The following is a 16,824-nucleotide window of genomic DNA, read 5'->3' as shown; positions in this document are numbered from 1 at the left end:
GCTCTTCAGCTCTTCGAACAGCGAATAGCGAATAGCTGCTCTTGCTCTTGTGTTACTGAGGGAGCTAAAATGCTGCTATGACAACGATACTAAACAATACCTCACTTAAATCGCTCCACACCTTCCGGCTTCCCTATAGTGCGCGCAAAATCATCGAGATTACTGATGCTGCTGCATTAGCTGAGATCGAGGACGCGTACTATGTATTGGGTGAAGGTAGCAATACGATCTTCACTAGCGACTTTGAACCAACTTTGGCGCGTATTGCTATCAAAGGCATCCAAGTAGAACGTGCCGTAGATGCGCACTATCTTAGTGTTGGGGCCGGTGAAAATTGGCATCAGTTAGTTGAGTATACGCTAGCACATGATATGCCCGGCTTAGAGAACTTAGCATTGATACCAGGAAGTGTCGGTGCAGCGCCGGTACAGAATATTGGTGCTTATGGCGTAGAAGTAGGTCAATACATTCACAAGGTTCGTGCTTGGGATAAGCAATCTCGGACTTTTGTGAGCTTCGATCAGCAAGCGTGTCAATTCGCGTATCGTGATAGCTTGTTCAAACGCAATGCGAACCGCTACGTAATTGTTGAGGTAACGTTTTGCTTACCTCATGCATGGGAGCCGACGCTCAATTATGGCGGTTTAACCGAACTTGCGGGCACACGTTCTGCTTCTGCAATTAAAGATGCGGTGATCCGAATACGTCAAAGTAAGCTACCCGATCCCAAAGAGATTCCGAACGCTGGTAGTTTCTTTAAAAATCCGGTTATCTCGCAGCAACAGTATGCCAGCTTACTTGAACGTTTTCCGCAGGCACCAAGCTATCCGACTGCGGATGGAAATGTCAAAGTGGCAGCGGGTTGGCTTATTGATACGCTGGGTCTTAAAGGCTTTAGTATCGGTGGCGCAGCCGTGCATACGAAGCAAGCATTGGTGTTGATTAACAAAGCGAACGCTACGGGTGCAGATATCTTGACACTGGCATACGAAATCAAAAGGCAAGTAGCTGATGCGTTTGGTATTGAACTCGAAGTCGAAGTGCGTCTATTAAATCACAAGGAATTGATTAGCTAATGGGTAAGAGAAACGACCGAATAATTCGAGTGATTGAGTTGCTAGCTGACGGTAAGTTTCATTCCGGCGAAGTCATCGGTAAAGAAATTGGCGTTACACGCACAGCTATTAGTGAATACATCAAAGACATCCAAAAGCTGGGACTCGATGTTTTTCGGGTAACCGGCAAGGGCTACCGTTTACACGCACCGTTGCAATTGATCGAAACGAACATTGCTCAAGATCTTGTTTGTGAAAGGGTCGTTACTTCTACTAATGATCTGCTCCGCGAACGGTTACGCGATAAAACCGAATTACCGGCCGGTTATGCCATTGTTGCTGAGGCTCAAACTGCTGGGCGGGGCCGCAGGGGAAAGCATTGGTTTTCACCCTTTGGTAGTAATTTGTATATCAGTTTGTATTGGCCGCTGGAACGTGGAATGACAGCGGCTATGGGGTTGAGTGTCGCGATTGGAACTGTCATTGCAGAAGTTCTGCGAGCTTATGGTGTCGCCAATATTGCGGTGAAATGGCCTAACGATGTACTCGCAAGTGGACGCAAGCTTGCTGGAGTGCTTATTGAACTGGAAGGCAACGCCGTCGAATCTGCTCATGCGGTCATCGGTGTCGGCATCAATATTGAGATGCCTAAGCACATGCAGGCGCCGATAGAACAGCCATGGACTGATCTGAGTGCTGAACTAGAGCAACGCGTTGATAGAAATGCATTGGTGCAAGATTTAGTCGCTGCATTCCGTGCGGGATTGGCAGTATTTGAACGCGAAGGGCTCGCGCCTTTCTTACCACGGTGGCAACAGTTTGATCAGTTGATGGGTCATGACGTAACAATATTAATGGGTGACAGAAAGATTCGTGGTACTGCCGTGAGTATTGCAAACGATGGTGGTTTAAATGTAGAGGTCGAGGGTGTGGTGCAAAAATATCACGCTGGAGAGGTTAGCTTACGAGATGCAAATGTATAAATTATTAATTGATGCTGGAAATACTCGTATAAAGACCGCCCTTATGGACGCTGAAGGCCATGTAGAGCCGTTATTTAATACGACCTATGAAGACTTACCTAATGAGTCATTAAAGCCTACTATAAGTGCGGTGTGGCTCGCTGCCGTAGCTGGAGAGGTTAGAAGTAACATCATTGAGTCTTGGTTGCGAGAGCAGGGAGAGGAACTAAAACTGCACGAAGTTCATTCAGAGCAGTTTGCTTTTGGTGTGCAGAATGCCTATTCGACGCCGGAGAACCTCGGTGTTGATCGTTGGCTGGCGATGCTGGGGGCGTATAATGAGCAACAGAAGCCTACCGTTATTGTTGATGCTGGCACTGCAATCACCGTGGATTGGGTCGACGAAAATGGTAAGCATTTGGGTGGTTGGATTGCTCCCGGGGTTGAATTGATGAAGCAATCAGTGCTGCAGCGAGCACCTAAGGTCTTTAGTGACGCCACGCAGCTCTATGGTCGCGCTAATCAACTAGGCACATCGACGCCCGATGGCTTGCTCGATGGCTGCGTCAATAATTTCGCCGGATTAGTACGGCAAGCTTTACATGTAACAGAGGTTGAACTGGATTGGTTCGATTATCGATTGATCTATAGCGGTGGTTCAACGCCATTGCTCTCCAATGACTTAAAGCGGCGCGGTGAAATGCGCTCGGAATTGGTGCTACAAGGGCTTGCGCTGTACGCCCGTGACGCATAAAAAAACCTCCCAGGTGGGAGGTTTTTTATTTCTAAGCGATACTTTTACGATAAGCGATCACGAAAATCGTTGTACTCGAATTTACGGATTAAATCGAACTTGCCGTCACGACGCAGAATTGCAATGCTTGGATGCTCGACACCGTTAAAAAAAGTCGTCTTGACCATGGTGTAATGCATCATATCTTCAAACACGATGCGGCTACCCGGTTGCAATGGCTGCTCGAAACTATAGAGTCCAATGACGTCGCCGGCCAAACACGAATTTCCGCCCAACTTATAAGTGTGCGCTAACACACCAGGCTCGCGAGCCCCAGTTATTGTCGGGCGATACGGCATTTCGAGCACGTCTGGCATGTGTGCGGTGGCAGAAATATCAAGGATCGCGATGGGACCATCGTTTTCGACAATATCGACAACCTCAGCGATCAGCGGACCGGTTTGCCATGCAACGGCTGAGCCTGGCTCGAGGATGACATCGATATCATAGGTTTCGCGCAGGCGTTTCAGTTGTTTGATCAAGTGATCAACGTCATAGCCAGCACGGGTCATTAAGTGACCACCACCTAAGTTAAGCCACTTCATCTGTTTGAGTAAGTCACCAAACTTCGATTCAACCGCTTGCAGTGTCCGTTCTAAGGCAAAAGAATCACACTCACACAAGTTGTGAACATGAAGTCCTTCAACACCGTCAAGATCAACGCCTTCGAGGTCTCGAGCACGAATGCCTAAGCGCGAGCCTGGCGCGCTCGGATCATAGAGTTCAGTCTCTGCTTCTTGATGCTCAGGGTTAATCCGCAAGCCAATTGATACGCCCGCATCAGTCACTTGCTGGCGATAGCGCTGCCACTGACTCAAGCTATTGAACGAAATATGGTTCACTAACGGTAACAGTGCATCGATATCTTGCTGTTTATACCCTGGTGCGTAGGCATGTACTTCACGTCCAAATTCTTCTGCTGCAAGGCGAGCTTCCCAGACTGAACTTGCGGTACAACCGACAAGATACTCACGGATTAATGGGAAGGTGCTCCACATGGAGAAGCCTTTTAAGGCAAGAATAATGTGCGCGCCGCTTTCGGCTTGCACCCGTTGCATCAATTTTAAGTTGCGCTCCAACAGCGCCTCGTCACACAAGTAACAAGGCGATGGGATTTGCTCTGAAAAATAGGCTTTATTCATTATGTTAGCGCTTAAACGGTGAGTCGCATTCGACTACTTGCCAAGGCAATCCATATTTGTTCAAGCGCTCCATGAACTCATCTGGGTCGAATTGTTCCATGTTCCAAACACCAGCCTTCATCCAATGCCCTTGCAACATCATAGACGCACCGATCATTGCTGGAACACCGGTGGTGTAAGAGACTGCTTGCGCCCCCACTTCGGCATTACAGGCGGCGTGATCACAGTTGTTGAAAATGAAGATGGTCTTCTCTTTGCCATCTTTCAGTCCGGTAACATAGGTACCGATACAGGTTAAGCCGGTGTAACCTTCGGCTAGAGAACCTGGGTTTGGTAGTACCGCCTTCAAAAACTCGAGTGGGACGATCTTTTGGCCTTGAAACTCGATTGGCTGGATAGAAGTCATGCCGACATTTTCGAGTACGCGTAAGTGCGTCAGATATTGGTCACCGAACGTCATCCAGAAACGCGCACGCTTAAGGGTTGGGAAGTGTTTCACCAAAGATTCTAACTCTTCGTGGAACAACAAGTAAGACGGACGAACACCCACATTCGGATAATCTAAATCTTCCCGAACGCTGATTGGATCGGTTTCGTGCCACTCGCCATTTTCCCAATATTTACCGCGTTGTGTGATTTCACGAATATTGATTTCTGGATTGAAGTTGGTGGCAAAGGCTTGGCCGTGGTCACCACCGTTACAGTCGACGATATCTAGGTAGTGAATCTCATCAAAATAGTGCTTCGCAGCATACGCAGTAAACACGTTCGTGACGCCCGGATCGAAACCAGCACCAAGTAATGCCATAATGCCTTTTTCTTTAAAGCGCTCATGATAGGCCCACTGCCACGAATACTCGAACTTAGCCTCGTCTTTAGGTTCATAGTTCGCGGTATCAAGATAGTGCACACCGGTTTCTAGACACGCATCCATGATCGGAAGATCTTGATAGGGTAGAGCTACGTTAATCACCAAATCAGGTTGTACCTTGCGAATCAATGCAGCAACTTCGCTAGCTTGGTCAGCATCAACTTGGTAAACACCGACAACACGGTCTTTACCGGCTTCTTCTTGCAGCTTCTCGCATTTTGCGACGGTACGGCTGGCCAAATGTATTTCTGAGAAGTACTCAGGCAACATTGCACATTTTTTTACAACTACGCCAGCAACGCCGCCAGCACCAATAATTAAAACTCGAGACATGAAAACGACCCTTCTTTTGCTTCGATTGACGGGTGATATAAAGGCAAAAAGATAGCATATTTTCGGTCAAACAGCATCTAACAGTTGTCTGTAGAGGAAAATTCTTCCAGCCAATTCCTGACTTCTTGACGCAGTTTACGTTCGAACTCAGCGCGACTTGCTACCTGCGCTAGCTGCAACAGTTGCGCGTAAGAAGTAGTTGGTAATAAGCGATTAGGATCAATAGTAGAAGCTGAAGCTGAAACGTGGGTAAGAACATACCACCAAGCAAAGCGAATATTAGAAAAGGGCAAATGAGATTGCGTGAAACCTTTAAGCAAGGGCAATATCGTTTGCTGAAGCAGTTGTGGCGTAAGATTAACTTGGCCAGCGTTTTGCCACGTGAGTTCGGCCTGATGCAACTCGGCTAAGGCAGTAAGTAAAGACTGACTTTCAGCTTTCAAGCCCAGCGCATAAATAGCGCTAACTTCACCGCTTGCCATGTTGCGTTTAGCTCCGCGACGTATTTCAATCAATGGTGTTTGTTGCCAAAACGCCAGCACTTCAAGAGTCGCTCCAAAACTGCTGCCAAGTGCGCAAAAGCCCTGCGCCGCAGCGTGCTCAATGACAGTATTTAGCAGCTTTAAACCCAGTCCATGGCGTTGTAGTTGTGGTTGTATCGCAATCCGCACGATACGTTGCCAGTGCCAGGTTAAACAAGCGGGTTGTTGTCGATAGAAGCCTAGCGCTTGTGGCAGCAAACGACCTTTTACGCGGCGTTCACCCTTTAGCACAGCTGCTTGCAGATGCCTGCCAACGGGCGCTTCATCAGCCAACCAACAGACGCCGAGTAACTGCTCTTGTTGCCACAGCAAACAAAGGTGCTGAGATGAATCATCAAGTAATAGGCGAAGATCATTAGGACTGCTTTGATAATGTGCTTCTAGCAACAAGCTCATGACGGCTTGTAGTTGTTGTTCATGCAACTCGTGAGCACGACACCACTGCCATTGATGCTCAGCGGTAGAAGGTAATGTTGCAATTTGTGGCGCGGCACTGCGTAGCAGCAAGGCCGCGTTAAGCCATTGTTCACATGCATCGCCCTCAGCCCATCGCAGCGGCACTGTAAGTGTATGCTCACGTACTTGAAAGCGCTTGCGTAGCCACTGATTGAACCGTTGGGCAAAACCTTTACCACAACCTTCGTAACCATCGACAGTTGAGGCGATAGCCCATACTTGAAATTTAGCACAGAGTTGTTGCGTAATGTGTAAGGGCAGTGCCGCTGCTTCATCGATAACCAGCAAGGGTGCGGAGGTAAAGTCGCGTTTGAGCAACTGATCCCAAGCCATAAACTCGACTTTGTCAGCACTCCCCACGTGATTTAGTAGGGTTGCAACTGCGCGTGGATGAGGTCCGGTGACGATGATCTGGCGCGGACTCAAGCTTTGCAATTGTTTGATGGCAAGTCCGACAGTCGTGCTTTTACCACGCCCGCGATCAGCCATGAGTAAATGCGTGGCATCGCACTCAGTGGTCATGTTGTTAATAATCTGCGCTTGGGTGGGACTTGGAAACTCAGGTGGTGTCACAGACTTTTCCGCTGGCAGCGGTAATTGCTTTAAAGCTTCCCATTCTTGCCACGAGCTGAGCCATTGCACTAGCGCAAATTTTTGTGCATGACTGTGTAGACGTTCACACATTGCACTCCACTGTGGTGGCAAGATAAGCCACAAACAGCCACCACCTTCAACGGTGCCGGCGACCGCTGCTAGAGCATCTAGATGCAGCCCACGAGACATATCGACCAGAACTTGTTGTTGAGTTTCGCCGAGCACGTCGCGATAGTGATGCAGCGCCGGAGCACTTAGCTCGGTCCCAAGTTGCGTGAGCGCTGGGTGCAGCGCAACAACACCTTCGATAATGGCGTCGCGTTGCGCAGCAGAGGTAGGGCTAAAAACAAAAACAGCACGTTGCCGTGCTGTTTTGAGCTGCTTTAACCAAGTTTGATAACGGTTTGCATGCATAGCTTATAAGAACGAAACCCCGAAGAATTTCGCTGCTACAGTGTTTACGAAGACCACTGCCAAGATGACCGGAATGAAGGTACCGATCGCGAAGTTCACATACTTGTGTAGGAACGACGTCTGGTAGTTTTCATTTCCCTCACTAAGCTCAGCTGTAAGATTTTCGCGCTTCCACCGGAAGCGGACGAACAAACAGATCAGCAGACCATTTAATGGCAAGATAGTGTCGTAAAACACATCTACGATGACGTCAAATAGTGACTTATCGACACCGGCATAGCTGATAAAATTCGATACGAAAGGCAACAGGCCAAAGGATGTTGCGGCGAGTAAAGTCAGAAGCGTAATGGCGATACCCATCACCAGCAGCGCTTTACTGCGTGAGATATTACGGCGTTCCATCAATGATGAAGTCGGGACTTCAATAATTGATACCAATGAGGTAATCGCCGCGACAAAAGCAAGCAGAAAGAACACTGCAGCAGCAACACTTGCGAATCCGTAGCCGATGATTTCTGATAACTGCATGAAAATTTGCGGGAAGAACGAGAAAATCATCGACACTGACGAGTCATTGAGTGACTCCGGATTCGTGTCTGGGTAGATTGCAAAGATGGCTGGTAGCGTCATCAAACCAGCAACAAAGGCGACCGAGGTATCGGTCAAAGCGACTAATTTGCCCGACGTGACAATGTCGTCACTGCGGCGGAAATAAGAGCCATAGGTGATTAAAATACCCATCCCGAGTGACAACGAGAAAAACGCCTGCGCTAGCGCGCCGTTAATGACACTGCCGTCAATTTGGCTGAAGTCGGGGATTAAATAAAACTTCACACCCTCCATAGCATTGTCGAGCGTCAGTACGAAGCCGACCAACAACAACAGCATCAGGAACAAAGTGGGCATCAAGATCTTTGAGGCGCGCTCAATACCTTTGCGGACACCGCCAACCAAGATGAAATTGATAATCAATGTGACGGCGACTAGATAGCCAATAAATGAGTAATCGTTGACGAATTTACCAAAGTAATCGGGTTGTGATATTTGATCTAAGTTGCCTGCTAAGGTCTGGAACAGGTAACCAAAAATCCACACGGTGATGACCATGTAAAAGACTGCGATCATGAAAGGCGTTAGCGTTGCTAACCAGCCAGCGAAACGCCAGCGTTTGGTTTGCATGCCCAATTCGGCATAGGCTTTGTATGGGCTATGCTGTGAGCGACGGCCAAGACCCATTTCCGCTAGCATGACAGGTAAACAAATGAACGCGACAAACAGCGCATAAATGATTAAAAATGCGCCACCGCCGTTCTTGGTGGCGGCCACTGGAAAGCCCACCAGGTTACCAATGCCGACCGCTGAACCTGCTGCTGCTAAAATGAAACCGATTTTCGAGCTGAAGTGCTCGCGAGATGTGCTCATAAGGAGACCTTCATTTATAGTTATTATTCGACACGCGATGAAGCCTACGTTAGGCTCCGTTGATTAATCGCTCAATCCTAGCGCATGCCAATGCGCGCGGCAAGCTTGATAGCTGTAACAAAACAATGCAAGAAGACCTATTTGATAATTCGACAAATCCACCGATTTTGGCGATCGGCAAACAGAGTTTTGTGTTGAAACAATTCGCTGACGCAGTCGTGGAGGAGGTCATCACTGAGCTACGACAGTTGGTGAAGCAAGCGCCTTTTCGTCAGTTGCAAACCCCAGGCGGGCAGCAAATGTCAGTGCAAACGACCTGTTGCGGAAGCTGGGGATGGCACAGTGATCGCAAAGGCTATCGCTATGTTGACGTTGACCCAGTAACTCAGCGTGCATGGCCAGCGATGCCTGTAGTGTTTGCTAAGCTAGCGCAACAGGCTGCGGTAGCTGCTGGTTTTGCCGGATTTAGCGCCGATAGTTGCTTAATAAACCGCTATCTTCCCGGCACTAAGATGGGATTACATCGTGATCAAGATGAGCGCGATTTTAGTGCTCCCATCGTTTCAGTTTCACTGGGTTTGCCAGCGACCTTTCTTTGGGGCGGGCTCGAGCGTAAGAGCTCACCGCAGCGCATCATACTACAGCACGGCGACGTGGTGGTTTGGGGGGGTGCAGATCGCTTGCGTTACCACGGAGTGATGCCGTTAGCAGATGGTCATCACCCGCGCCTCGGCAGACAGCGGGTGAATTTAACTTTTCGTAAAGCGGGCGATTAATACATCATACTGTAGAGTTGGCGACGATATTTTGACGCCAAAGGGTCGCCCTTTGGTAGGCCATTAAGCATGTCTAAAGCTTGTTTTTTCGCCTCGGCCACACTGAAGTCGCGGCGCAGAATAGTGAATACTATTTCCAGCGCTTCTTCCATGCGTTGCACTTGATAGAGTTTGCCAGCTAACTCGAGTTGTAATTCAAGATTATCTGGATCAGCTGCCAGTTGTTCCTGTAATGCTTGCAGTTCAGGGCTGTCGGCGGCTTGTTTGGCGATTTGCAGCTTACTCACCACATGTTGGTAATAGCTATCTTGGTCGGCCAAACCGATTTCTGCCAACAAGGTTTCAGTTTGTTCAAGTCTGCCAACACTGCAAGCGGCATCCGCTAAAGTTAACTTCGCCTCAGTATCATTAGGTTGCAAGTCAAGAGCTTGTTTGGCTAATGCATAAGCGTCTTGAAATTGTTCGTTCTGTAACAGTTGTTGCGCTTGTTGCAGTACATCAGCGCCAGGGCCCGGCACATGTTGTTCGATACGGGCACGAATACTAGCTTCAGGCTCTACCCCAGCGAAGCCATCAACTGGCTGTCCATCTTTAAAAAATGCTACTGTCGGTAGACTACGAATTCCAAATTGCGCGGCTAATTGTTGTTGTGCCTCGCAATCAATTTTCGCTAGCGTTACTCGGTCACTGTATTCGGCCGCGAGCTTTTCTAAAATCGGCATCAATTGCTTACAAGGTTCACACCAATCCGCCCAAAAATCGACGATAACAAGCTTTTGTTTTGAGCCTTCTAGAATAATTTGCTGAAAATTTTCAGCTGTTACATTGATTCCTACTTGTGCCACGGGGCTTCCTCAGTTTCAGGTATTTACCTAGATATAAGGGTGGTCACTCTAAATTCAACTGAACCACCTTAACAACTTGCGTTTAAACGAAGTGTAGGGCGGATAACGGAAGTTAGGATCGAGCCAAAACGGACGTTGCATCACCGCTTTTAAATGACTAAAGGTGTCAAAGCCAAATTTGCCATGGTAGCGTCCCATACCACTTGGGCCGACACCACCAAAGGGCAATTCAGGGTTAAGCATAAACATTAAGGTGTCGTTGTTGCATTGATTACCGGCATGTGTCTGTTCGGTTAACTGCTGCAAGCTACGTGCTGATGCGCTGAAGCCATAAAGCGCCAAAGGCTTATCGCGCTCGCGAATAAACTCAACCGCCGTCGCTAGGTTTGGCACGCTGATGATCGGCAAAATCGGCCCGAAGATTTCTTCTTCCATGACTTTACTGTCTACCGCGACATCGGTGAGTAGGGTAGGTGCGATAAATTTTTGCTCGCGGTCATGGTCCCCGCCATGAACGACGGTGCCGTCATCAAGATAGTCGACTAAGCGCTGCCAATGCTGTTCATTAACGATACGACCGTAATCTTCAGCCTCACTGGCGTCGGTACCAAAAAAGCTTTCAAGAGCCGCCCGCAATTCATCGACCAAGGCATCCTTAGCGCTATCTTGTACTAGAACATAATCGGGAGCGATGCAGGTTTGTCCCGCGTTCAACCATTTGCCCCAGGCAATGCGTCGTGCGGTGGTCTTTAAGTCGGCATCAGCGAGCACCACGGCAGGACTCTTACCACCTAATTCCAAGGTGACAGGTGTCAGGTGTTCAGCGGCAGCTTTCATGACAATCCGACCGACGCGCCCGCCACCGGTGTACATAATATGATCAAAACGTTCGGCTAACAGCTGTTGCGCCGTCTCGGCACCGCCAGTCACAATTTGTACTGCTTCGCTCGGCAAGTAATCAGGAATCAACCGAGCCAACAGTGCGGCGGTATTAGGGGCGAGTTCAGATGGTTTTAGCACTACGCAATTACCAGCCGCAAGTGCCGCCACCATAGGACTCAGTAATAGTTGTAATGGGTAATTCCAGGCACCAATGATCAGCACTACGCCAAGCGGTTCTGGTTGTAAAAAACTTTTACCAGGCCATGCCATTAACGGTTGTGACACCTTGCGCGGCCGCATCCATTTACGTAAATGTTTAAGCGTGTGCTTAATATCACTATGTAAGAAGCCGATCTCGGTGAGCCAACCTTCGGCGGCACTTTTGCCAAGATCTTGTTCTAATGCCTGCAAAAGTGCTTGCTCATGGTCATTCAGCAGCGCGGTAAGCTGTTGCAACTGTTGCTGGCGCCAACTTAGCGGACGGGTGAGCCCGCTGATATAGCTGTGACGTAAACGCTGCATCATATCGTTCATGCAAATCCACCTAGAGTAATCGTTTTGGTTTCCTGATATTCCGCAAGGCCATATCTAGAGCCCTCGCGGCCAATACCAGACTCTTTCACACCGCCAAAAGCATTGTAAGCGTGTGAGATTGCACCGGCATTAACGCCTAGCATGCCGCATTGCAACGCACTCGAGACGCGTTCGATACGACGGTAGTCTTCGGCACAAAAATAACCAGCTAAGCCAAATGGCGTATCGTTTGCCTTGCGAATACCCTCTTCTTCATTCTCAAAGGTTTGCAGGGCTATCACTGGACCAAAGATTTCTTCTTGAGCTATCGACATTTGAGCGTTAACCCCAGTGATGAGGGTCGGGGCATAAAATAGCTCACCTAGTTCAGCAAGAACTTTACCACCAGTTACACACTCAGCTCCTTGTTCCAGCGCCTCGTCAACTAAGCATTGAACTTTTTCAATAGCGTCTTTATCAATCAAAGGACCATAATCAACATCTTCTTTATGACCCGGCCCGACGTTTAGTTTGGCTAATTTCTCTTGTAGCTTTTTGGTAAATTCTTCGGCAACACTTTCCTGTACTAAAACGCGGTTGGCGCTAATACAAGTTTGTCCGGCGTTGCGAAACTTACATATCATCAGTTGCTCAACGGCGAGCTCGAGATCAGCATCATCAAACACGATGAAGGGAGCATTACCACCGAGCTCAAAGCTGACTTTTTTGACATTGCTGGCGCATTGTTGCATTAGCTTTTTGCCAACCGCGGTAGAGCCTGTGAAGGTGAACTTGCGCACCTGAGGGTGCTCGGTGAGTACTTTACCGACACCTTTTGCATCAGTACTCGGAACGAAGTTTAAAACTCCATCTGGAATGCCCACCTCACTTGCTAGCTGGGCCAAGGCCAGCGCCGAGAGCGGCGTTAACTGTGGTGGTTTAACTACCATTGTGCATCCGGCCGCGAGTGCTGGCGCAACTTTGCGCGTGATCATTGCGTTGGGGAAGTTCCATGGCGTAATAGCCGTACACACGCCTACGCCTTGTTTAGTGATCCAGACGCGCTTGCCTTGATCTTGCAACGGCAGGATATCGCCGTAGCTGCGTTCCGCTTCTGCTGCGAACCATTCAACAAAACTAGCGCCGTACTCGATTTCACCAATAGCTTCTGCAACAGGTTTGCCTTGCTCGGCCGACATTAATTCGCCTAATGCCTGTTTGTTCTGCTGCATCGCGTCGAACCAACGCCGCAAAATTGCTGCGCGTTCGCTCGGTAATTTTTTCTGCCATCCCTCTAATGCGCGTTGCGCTGCTTCAATTGCGCGCTCGGCGAGCGCCGCATCCGCATCAGCTACTTCGGCGATGACTTCGCCCGTTGCTGGGTTGGTAACTTTAAAGCGTTGGTCGACCGGGACCCAATGACCATCAATAAAAGCATTGGTTTTGGTTAATGAACGCATCGAGTGAGAAGTCATAGTCTCTCCCTTTTCAAAATGCAGCGTGCGAACTGCAAGAGTGAGGCACAATATTTACAAGTATTTGTTACTGAGTATGTTCTTTCTACGCACGGGTTTCAAACTAAGTTTAACTTGCAGTTTTCGGGGTATTCGCGTATAGTTCGCGGCCTCAGGGTTACTACCGCTAATGATGGGAGCGGCTCAACCCCTGATTTGCTGGGGTTCAGCGCCTATTATCCTGCCAGAGTGTTCATCGTGTTCTGTAGCCAGGCGTACTTCCCCCTTATACGCTTTACAGAAACATGTGAGAAAAATATGTCTGAAGTTATGACTGGCCAATCGTTTGCCGATTTGGGCCTAAGCGCTGCTGTGCTCAAGCAGCTCGAAAAAATGAATTTCACCACGCCTACGCCAATCCAGTTGCAAGCGATTCCTGCACTGTTGGCTGCGCAGAACGTCTTGGGCGAAGCTCAGACGGGTACCGGTAAAACTGCAGCTTTCGGCTTGCCAGGTTTGACCCTGCTAGATGCGAGCTTACGTCAAACGCAAATGCTCGTGGTTGCACCGACACGTGAATTGGCCATTCAGGTAGCCGAAGCTATTACTGAGTTTGGTCAGCAACAGCGTGGCCTTGAAGTTGCTACCGTTTATGGTGGCGCGGCGTTTGGCCCACAAATCAAAGCATTGCGCACCGGCGCACAAATCATCGTGGGTACACCAGGACGCTTGCTCGACATGCTTAAAAAAGGCGTGTTACAACTGCAAAACCTGCGTATGGCAGTACTTGATGAAGCCGATGAAATGCTCAACATGGGCTTTATCGATGACATCGAGGCAATCATGGCTGCGGTGCCTGCTCAGGCACAACGCGCGCTATTTTCCGCGACCATGCCACCAGCGATTCGTAAGCTGGCGAAAAAGTTCTTGATTAATGAAGCTGGTGAACAGCCAGTAAATATCCAAATCGCGCCCAAAAATGCCGCCAAGTCGACCATTCGTCAACGTGCATGGCAGGTTCGTGGTGTTACTAAAATGGTGGCGTTGACGCGTCTTCTAGAAACCATGGAATACCAGCGCGTGCTGATCTTCGTGCGCACCCGTAGCGATACCATGGAAGTCACTGAATTGTTGCAACGTTCTGGTTTTAAAGCATCGCCGTTAAGCGGCGATTTGAATCAGACCCAACGTGAGCAAACCGTAAGTCAACTGCGTAGTGGGCATATCGAAATTCTGGTTGCCACAGATGTTGTTGCGCGTGGTCTTGATGTTCCTGAAATTACCCACGTTATTAACTATGACTTGCCGGGTGATACAGAGGCTTATGTGCACCGTATCGGCCGTACGGGTCGTGCAGGTCGCAGCGGCGAAGCCATTTTGTTCTATCGTGCGAAAGAAAAACATTTGTTGCGCCACTATGAGCGTTTAACGAATAGCGGCATCGAATTTTTTGAAATTCCAACTGCGGCTGAATTAAGCGCGCATCGCCAACAAGCACTGCAAGACAAAATTGTCGCGCAAATAGCGAAGGGCGAGAACGCAGAACTCAGCGCTATCGTTGAGAAAATGCAGCAAGACACTGGGTTGTCGGCGACAGACATTGCGGTCGCGTTGTTAGCACAACAACAAGCGGCGCGTCCGCTGATTGTACCTGCTGACCCAGCACCGAAGAAATTTGCTGAACGTCCAGATCGTGCTGATCGTGGTGACCGTAAGCGCAGCGACAAGCCGCGTGCCGGTGGTCGTGACCGTCGTGATGCCAACGTTGAATTCGATACATACCGTATCCAAGTAGGTCGTGAGCACGGTGCGCGTCCACAAGATATAGTCGGTGCGATTGCCAACGAGGGTGATATCGATAGCCGCTATATCGGCCAAATCCAACTATTTGATAACCACAGCTTGGTTGAATTGCCAAAAGGTATGCCAACAGGTGTTCTACGCTTGTTGCAAAAAGCGCGTGTACGTCAACAGAAAATGGATTTGACGCTAGCCGATGTGCGCATTGCCGCACGTCCTCCGCGTAAACCGAAAACAGATCGCCGCCCACGTCGTTTCCAGTAAACTAAACTGCGCAGCGAACTAAGATCGCGGCAAATTATCTAGAAAGGCTTGTGCCTCTTGGATAATTTGCCGTTTTTCGTTGGCATCACGCTTTTCCCACTGCTTTAAAATAAGTCCCATCCGCCCATTCTTGACCAGTTTATCGTGATGACGATCGATAAAGTGCCAATACAACAGATTAAACGGGCAAGCATTCTCGCCAGTTTTCGCTTTGACATCGTAGTGACAAGTGTCGCAGTAATTTGACATCTTTTGGATGTAGCTACCGCTGGAAACATAAGGTTTGGTCGCCAAGATGCCGCCGTCGGCAAATTGACTCATGCCGCGCGTGTTGGGGAGCTCTACCCATTGCAGTGCATCGATATAAATTCCTAAATACCATGCATCAACCGCATTGGGGTCGGACGCCGTCAGGAGCGCAAAGTTGCCGGTAATCATCAGTCGCTGAATATGATGCGCATAGGCAAAATCTAACGATTGTTGAATCGAATGGTGTAGACAATTCAGTTTGGTATCAGCATCCCAATAGAATTTTGGTAATGCTTGTTGATACTCGAAGTGATTCAGTCGCTCGTAGTCCGGCATAAACTGCCAATAAATAGCGCGAACAAACTCTCGCCAACCAATAATTTGTCGAATAAAGCCTTCAATTTGATTCAGGCTGATGCGTTCTGGATCGCGTTGCCATGCTGCAATCGCCGTCTCGACAACGTAGCGTGGACTGATCATTTTGGTATTGAGCGCAAAGCTGATGCGCGAATGATACAACGACCATTGGTCAACTAGCATGGCATCCTGATAATCACCAAATGAGGGCAGGAGTTCGGTCACGAAGAAGTCGAGCAACTGTTTGCTCTCGCGGCGTGTCACCGGCCAAATAAATTGCTCTGCTGTAATGTTACCTATGGTTTTCACTTGTGCTTGCGTCAGCATTTTTACGATAGCCGTTACATCGTGACCGAACAGTAAGGGTTGCGGCAGCGATTGGCGGCTGGAAAGCTTTTTGCGATTGTCTTTGTCGTAGTTCCACTTACCGCCGGCAGGCTTATCGTTTTCCATTAGATAGCCAGTTTGCTTGCGCACACGACGATAAAAACTTTCCATTAGGTAGTTGCGTGAGGTTCCAAACCATTGTTTGAGTACGTCACGTTCGGTCAAGAAATGCTCGCTATCGAACCAGCTACAATGCACCTTTTTATGCTGCTCTACCCATTCCAACAACTGCCGATCTAGTCGGTATTCATCAGGTTGCTGTAGCCAAACTTCGGTCGCTGCACAGGCATCGATTACCGCATCGAGATTAGCAGTTAGACTCTGCTGGTTATCTGCTTCATCCAAGGTTAAATAGAGTACCGAGCGGCCAGCATTAGCCAGAGCGTTGGCAAAATGCCGCATGGCAACGAAGAAACCCACCACCTTTTGGATATGATGCTGACAATAGTCGGTTTCTTGGCGCATTTCGAACATCACAAACAGCGTGTCGGGATGCTGTTCTTGGAACCAAGAGTGCTGCGCATTGAGTTGATCGCCAAGCAACAATGCGATACGCCGAAAAGAGCGTTGCTTGAGTTGGCTCAGTTGTTTTAGGCAAGCGCCATGTAATTGCGTCATGATGGTTATTTACTAAACTGGTTTGTAGCAAGAGTACGATTACATGACGTGAAAAGATCGTCAATTCAGCGCCAAAACATAGCCATAACTGCAAG

13 protein-coding genes are annotated in these 16,824 nt (G+C 48.8%); 5 read left to right on the top strand and 8 right to left on the bottom strand.

Going from position 1 to position 16,824, the window contains the following annotated elements; translation table 11 throughout:
- The first annotated feature begins 77 nt into the window (after nt 1-77).
- The 3 genes from murB to IDAT_RS07080 are packed head-to-tail and all read left to right on the top strand — an operon-like array spanning nt 78 to nt 2,771.
- Nucleotides 78-1,076 carry a UDP-N-acetylmuramate dehydrogenase gene (gene murB / locus IDAT_RS07090; protein ID WP_034732250.1) on the top strand — a complete coding sequence of 333 codons (999 nt, stop codon included), beginning with the start codon at nt 78-80 and terminating at the stop codon, nt 1,074-1,076.
- Entirely contained in the window at nt 1,076-2,038 is a 963-nt protein-coding gene (birA, locus tag IDAT_RS07085) for a bifunctional biotin--[acetyl-CoA-carboxylase] ligase/biotin operon repressor BirA (protein WP_034732249.1), read from the top strand. Before murB ends, birA begins: the two co-directional genes overlap by 1 nt.
- On the top strand, nt 2,031-2,771 hold the full coding sequence (locus IDAT_RS07080; protein WP_034732248.1) for a type III pantothenate kinase: 741 nt from the start codon (nt 2,031-2,033) through the stop codon (nt 2,769-2,771). Before birA ends, IDAT_RS07080 begins: the two co-directional genes overlap by 8 nt.
- A gap of 44 nt (nt 2,772-2,815) precedes the next feature.
- Here IDAT_RS07080 and nspC read toward each other — a convergent pair whose 3' ends face one another.
- The 4 genes from nspC to IDAT_RS07060 form a co-directional block, all read right to left on the bottom strand.
- Nucleotides 2,816-3,952: a carboxynorspermidine decarboxylase gene (nspC, locus tag IDAT_RS07075; protein ID WP_034732247.1), complete on the bottom strand. Its 1,137-nt coding sequence runs from the start codon at nt 3,950-3,952 to the stop codon at nt 2,816-2,818.
- 4 nt (nt 3,953-3,956) lie between these two features.
- On the bottom strand, nt 3,957-5,156 hold the full coding sequence (locus IDAT_RS07070; protein ID WP_034732246.1) for a saccharopine dehydrogenase family protein: 1,200 nt from the start codon (nt 5,154-5,156) through the stop codon (nt 3,957-3,959).
- Nucleotides 5,157-5,233: 77 nt separating this feature from the next.
- Nucleotides 5,234-7,162, bottom strand: coding sequence for a tRNA(Met) cytidine acetyltransferase TmcA domain-containing protein (locus tag IDAT_RS13000; RefSeq protein WP_051986638.1), 1,929 nt, complete (start codon nt 7,160-7,162; stop codon nt 5,234-5,236).
- 3 nt (nt 7,163-7,165) lie between these two features.
- Complete coding sequence (locus tag IDAT_RS07060) at nt 7,166-8,584, bottom strand: sodium-dependent transporter (protein WP_034732244.1); 1,419 nt, start codon at nt 8,582-8,584, stop codon at nt 7,166-7,168.
- A 59-nt stretch (nt 8,585-8,643) separates the two neighbouring features.
- Between IDAT_RS07060 and alkB the strand changes: the two genes are divergently transcribed.
- Nucleotides 8,644-9,360, top strand: coding sequence for a DNA oxidative demethylase AlkB (gene alkB, locus IDAT_RS07055; RefSeq protein ID WP_244441610.1), 717 nt, complete (start codon nt 8,644-8,646; stop codon nt 9,358-9,360).
- Here alkB and trxA read toward each other — a convergent pair.
- The 3 genes from trxA to IDAT_RS07040 are packed head-to-tail and all read right to left on the bottom strand — an operon-like array spanning nt 9,357 to nt 13,075.
- Nucleotides 9,357-10,205 (bottom strand): thioredoxin, encoded by an 849-nt coding sequence (gene trxA / locus IDAT_RS07050; protein ID WP_034732242.1) that lies wholly within the window; start codon nt 10,203-10,205, stop codon nt 9,357-9,359. The genes alkB and trxA overlap by 4 nt on opposite strands.
- Nucleotides 10,206-10,259: 54 nt before the next feature.
- Nucleotides 10,260-11,621, bottom strand: a complete 1,362-nt coding sequence (locus tag IDAT_RS07045; RefSeq protein ID WP_034732240.1) for an aldehyde dehydrogenase family protein — start codon at nt 11,619-11,621, stop codon at nt 10,260-10,262.
- The gene (locus IDAT_RS07040; RefSeq protein ID WP_244441609.1) at nt 11,618-13,075 is read right to left on the bottom strand and encodes an NAD-dependent succinate-semialdehyde dehydrogenase; all 1,458 of its coding nucleotides are present in this window, start codon (nt 13,073-13,075) and stop codon (nt 11,618-11,620) included. The genes IDAT_RS07045 and IDAT_RS07040 overlap by 4 nt, the downstream gene beginning before the upstream one ends.
- Nucleotides 13,076-13,372: 297 nt before the next feature.
- On the opposite strand from IDAT_RS07040, the gene IDAT_RS07035 reads away from it, so the two are divergent.
- Entirely contained in the window at nt 13,373-15,118 is a 1,746-nt protein-coding gene (locus IDAT_RS07035; RefSeq protein ID WP_034732236.1) for a DEAD/DEAH box helicase, read from the top strand.
- Between the two features lie 18 nt (nt 15,119-15,136).
- On the opposite strand, the gene IDAT_RS07030 is transcribed toward IDAT_RS07035, so the two are convergent.
- The gene (locus IDAT_RS07030) at nt 15,137-16,729 is read right to left on the bottom strand and encodes a cryptochrome/photolyase family protein (RefSeq protein ID WP_051986637.1); all 1,593 of its coding nucleotides are present in this window, start codon (nt 16,727-16,729) and stop codon (nt 15,137-15,139) included.
- Between the last annotated feature and the right edge of the window lie 95 nt (nt 16,730-16,824).

The organism is Pseudidiomarina atlantica (assembly GCF_000753735.1).
GTDB lineage: Bacteria > Pseudomonadota > Gammaproteobacteria > Enterobacterales > Alteromonadaceae > Pseudidiomarina > Pseudidiomarina atlantica.
The sequence above is the reverse complement of the archived record's forward strand: the minus strand, read 5'-3'. Positions and strand labels throughout refer to the sequence as shown.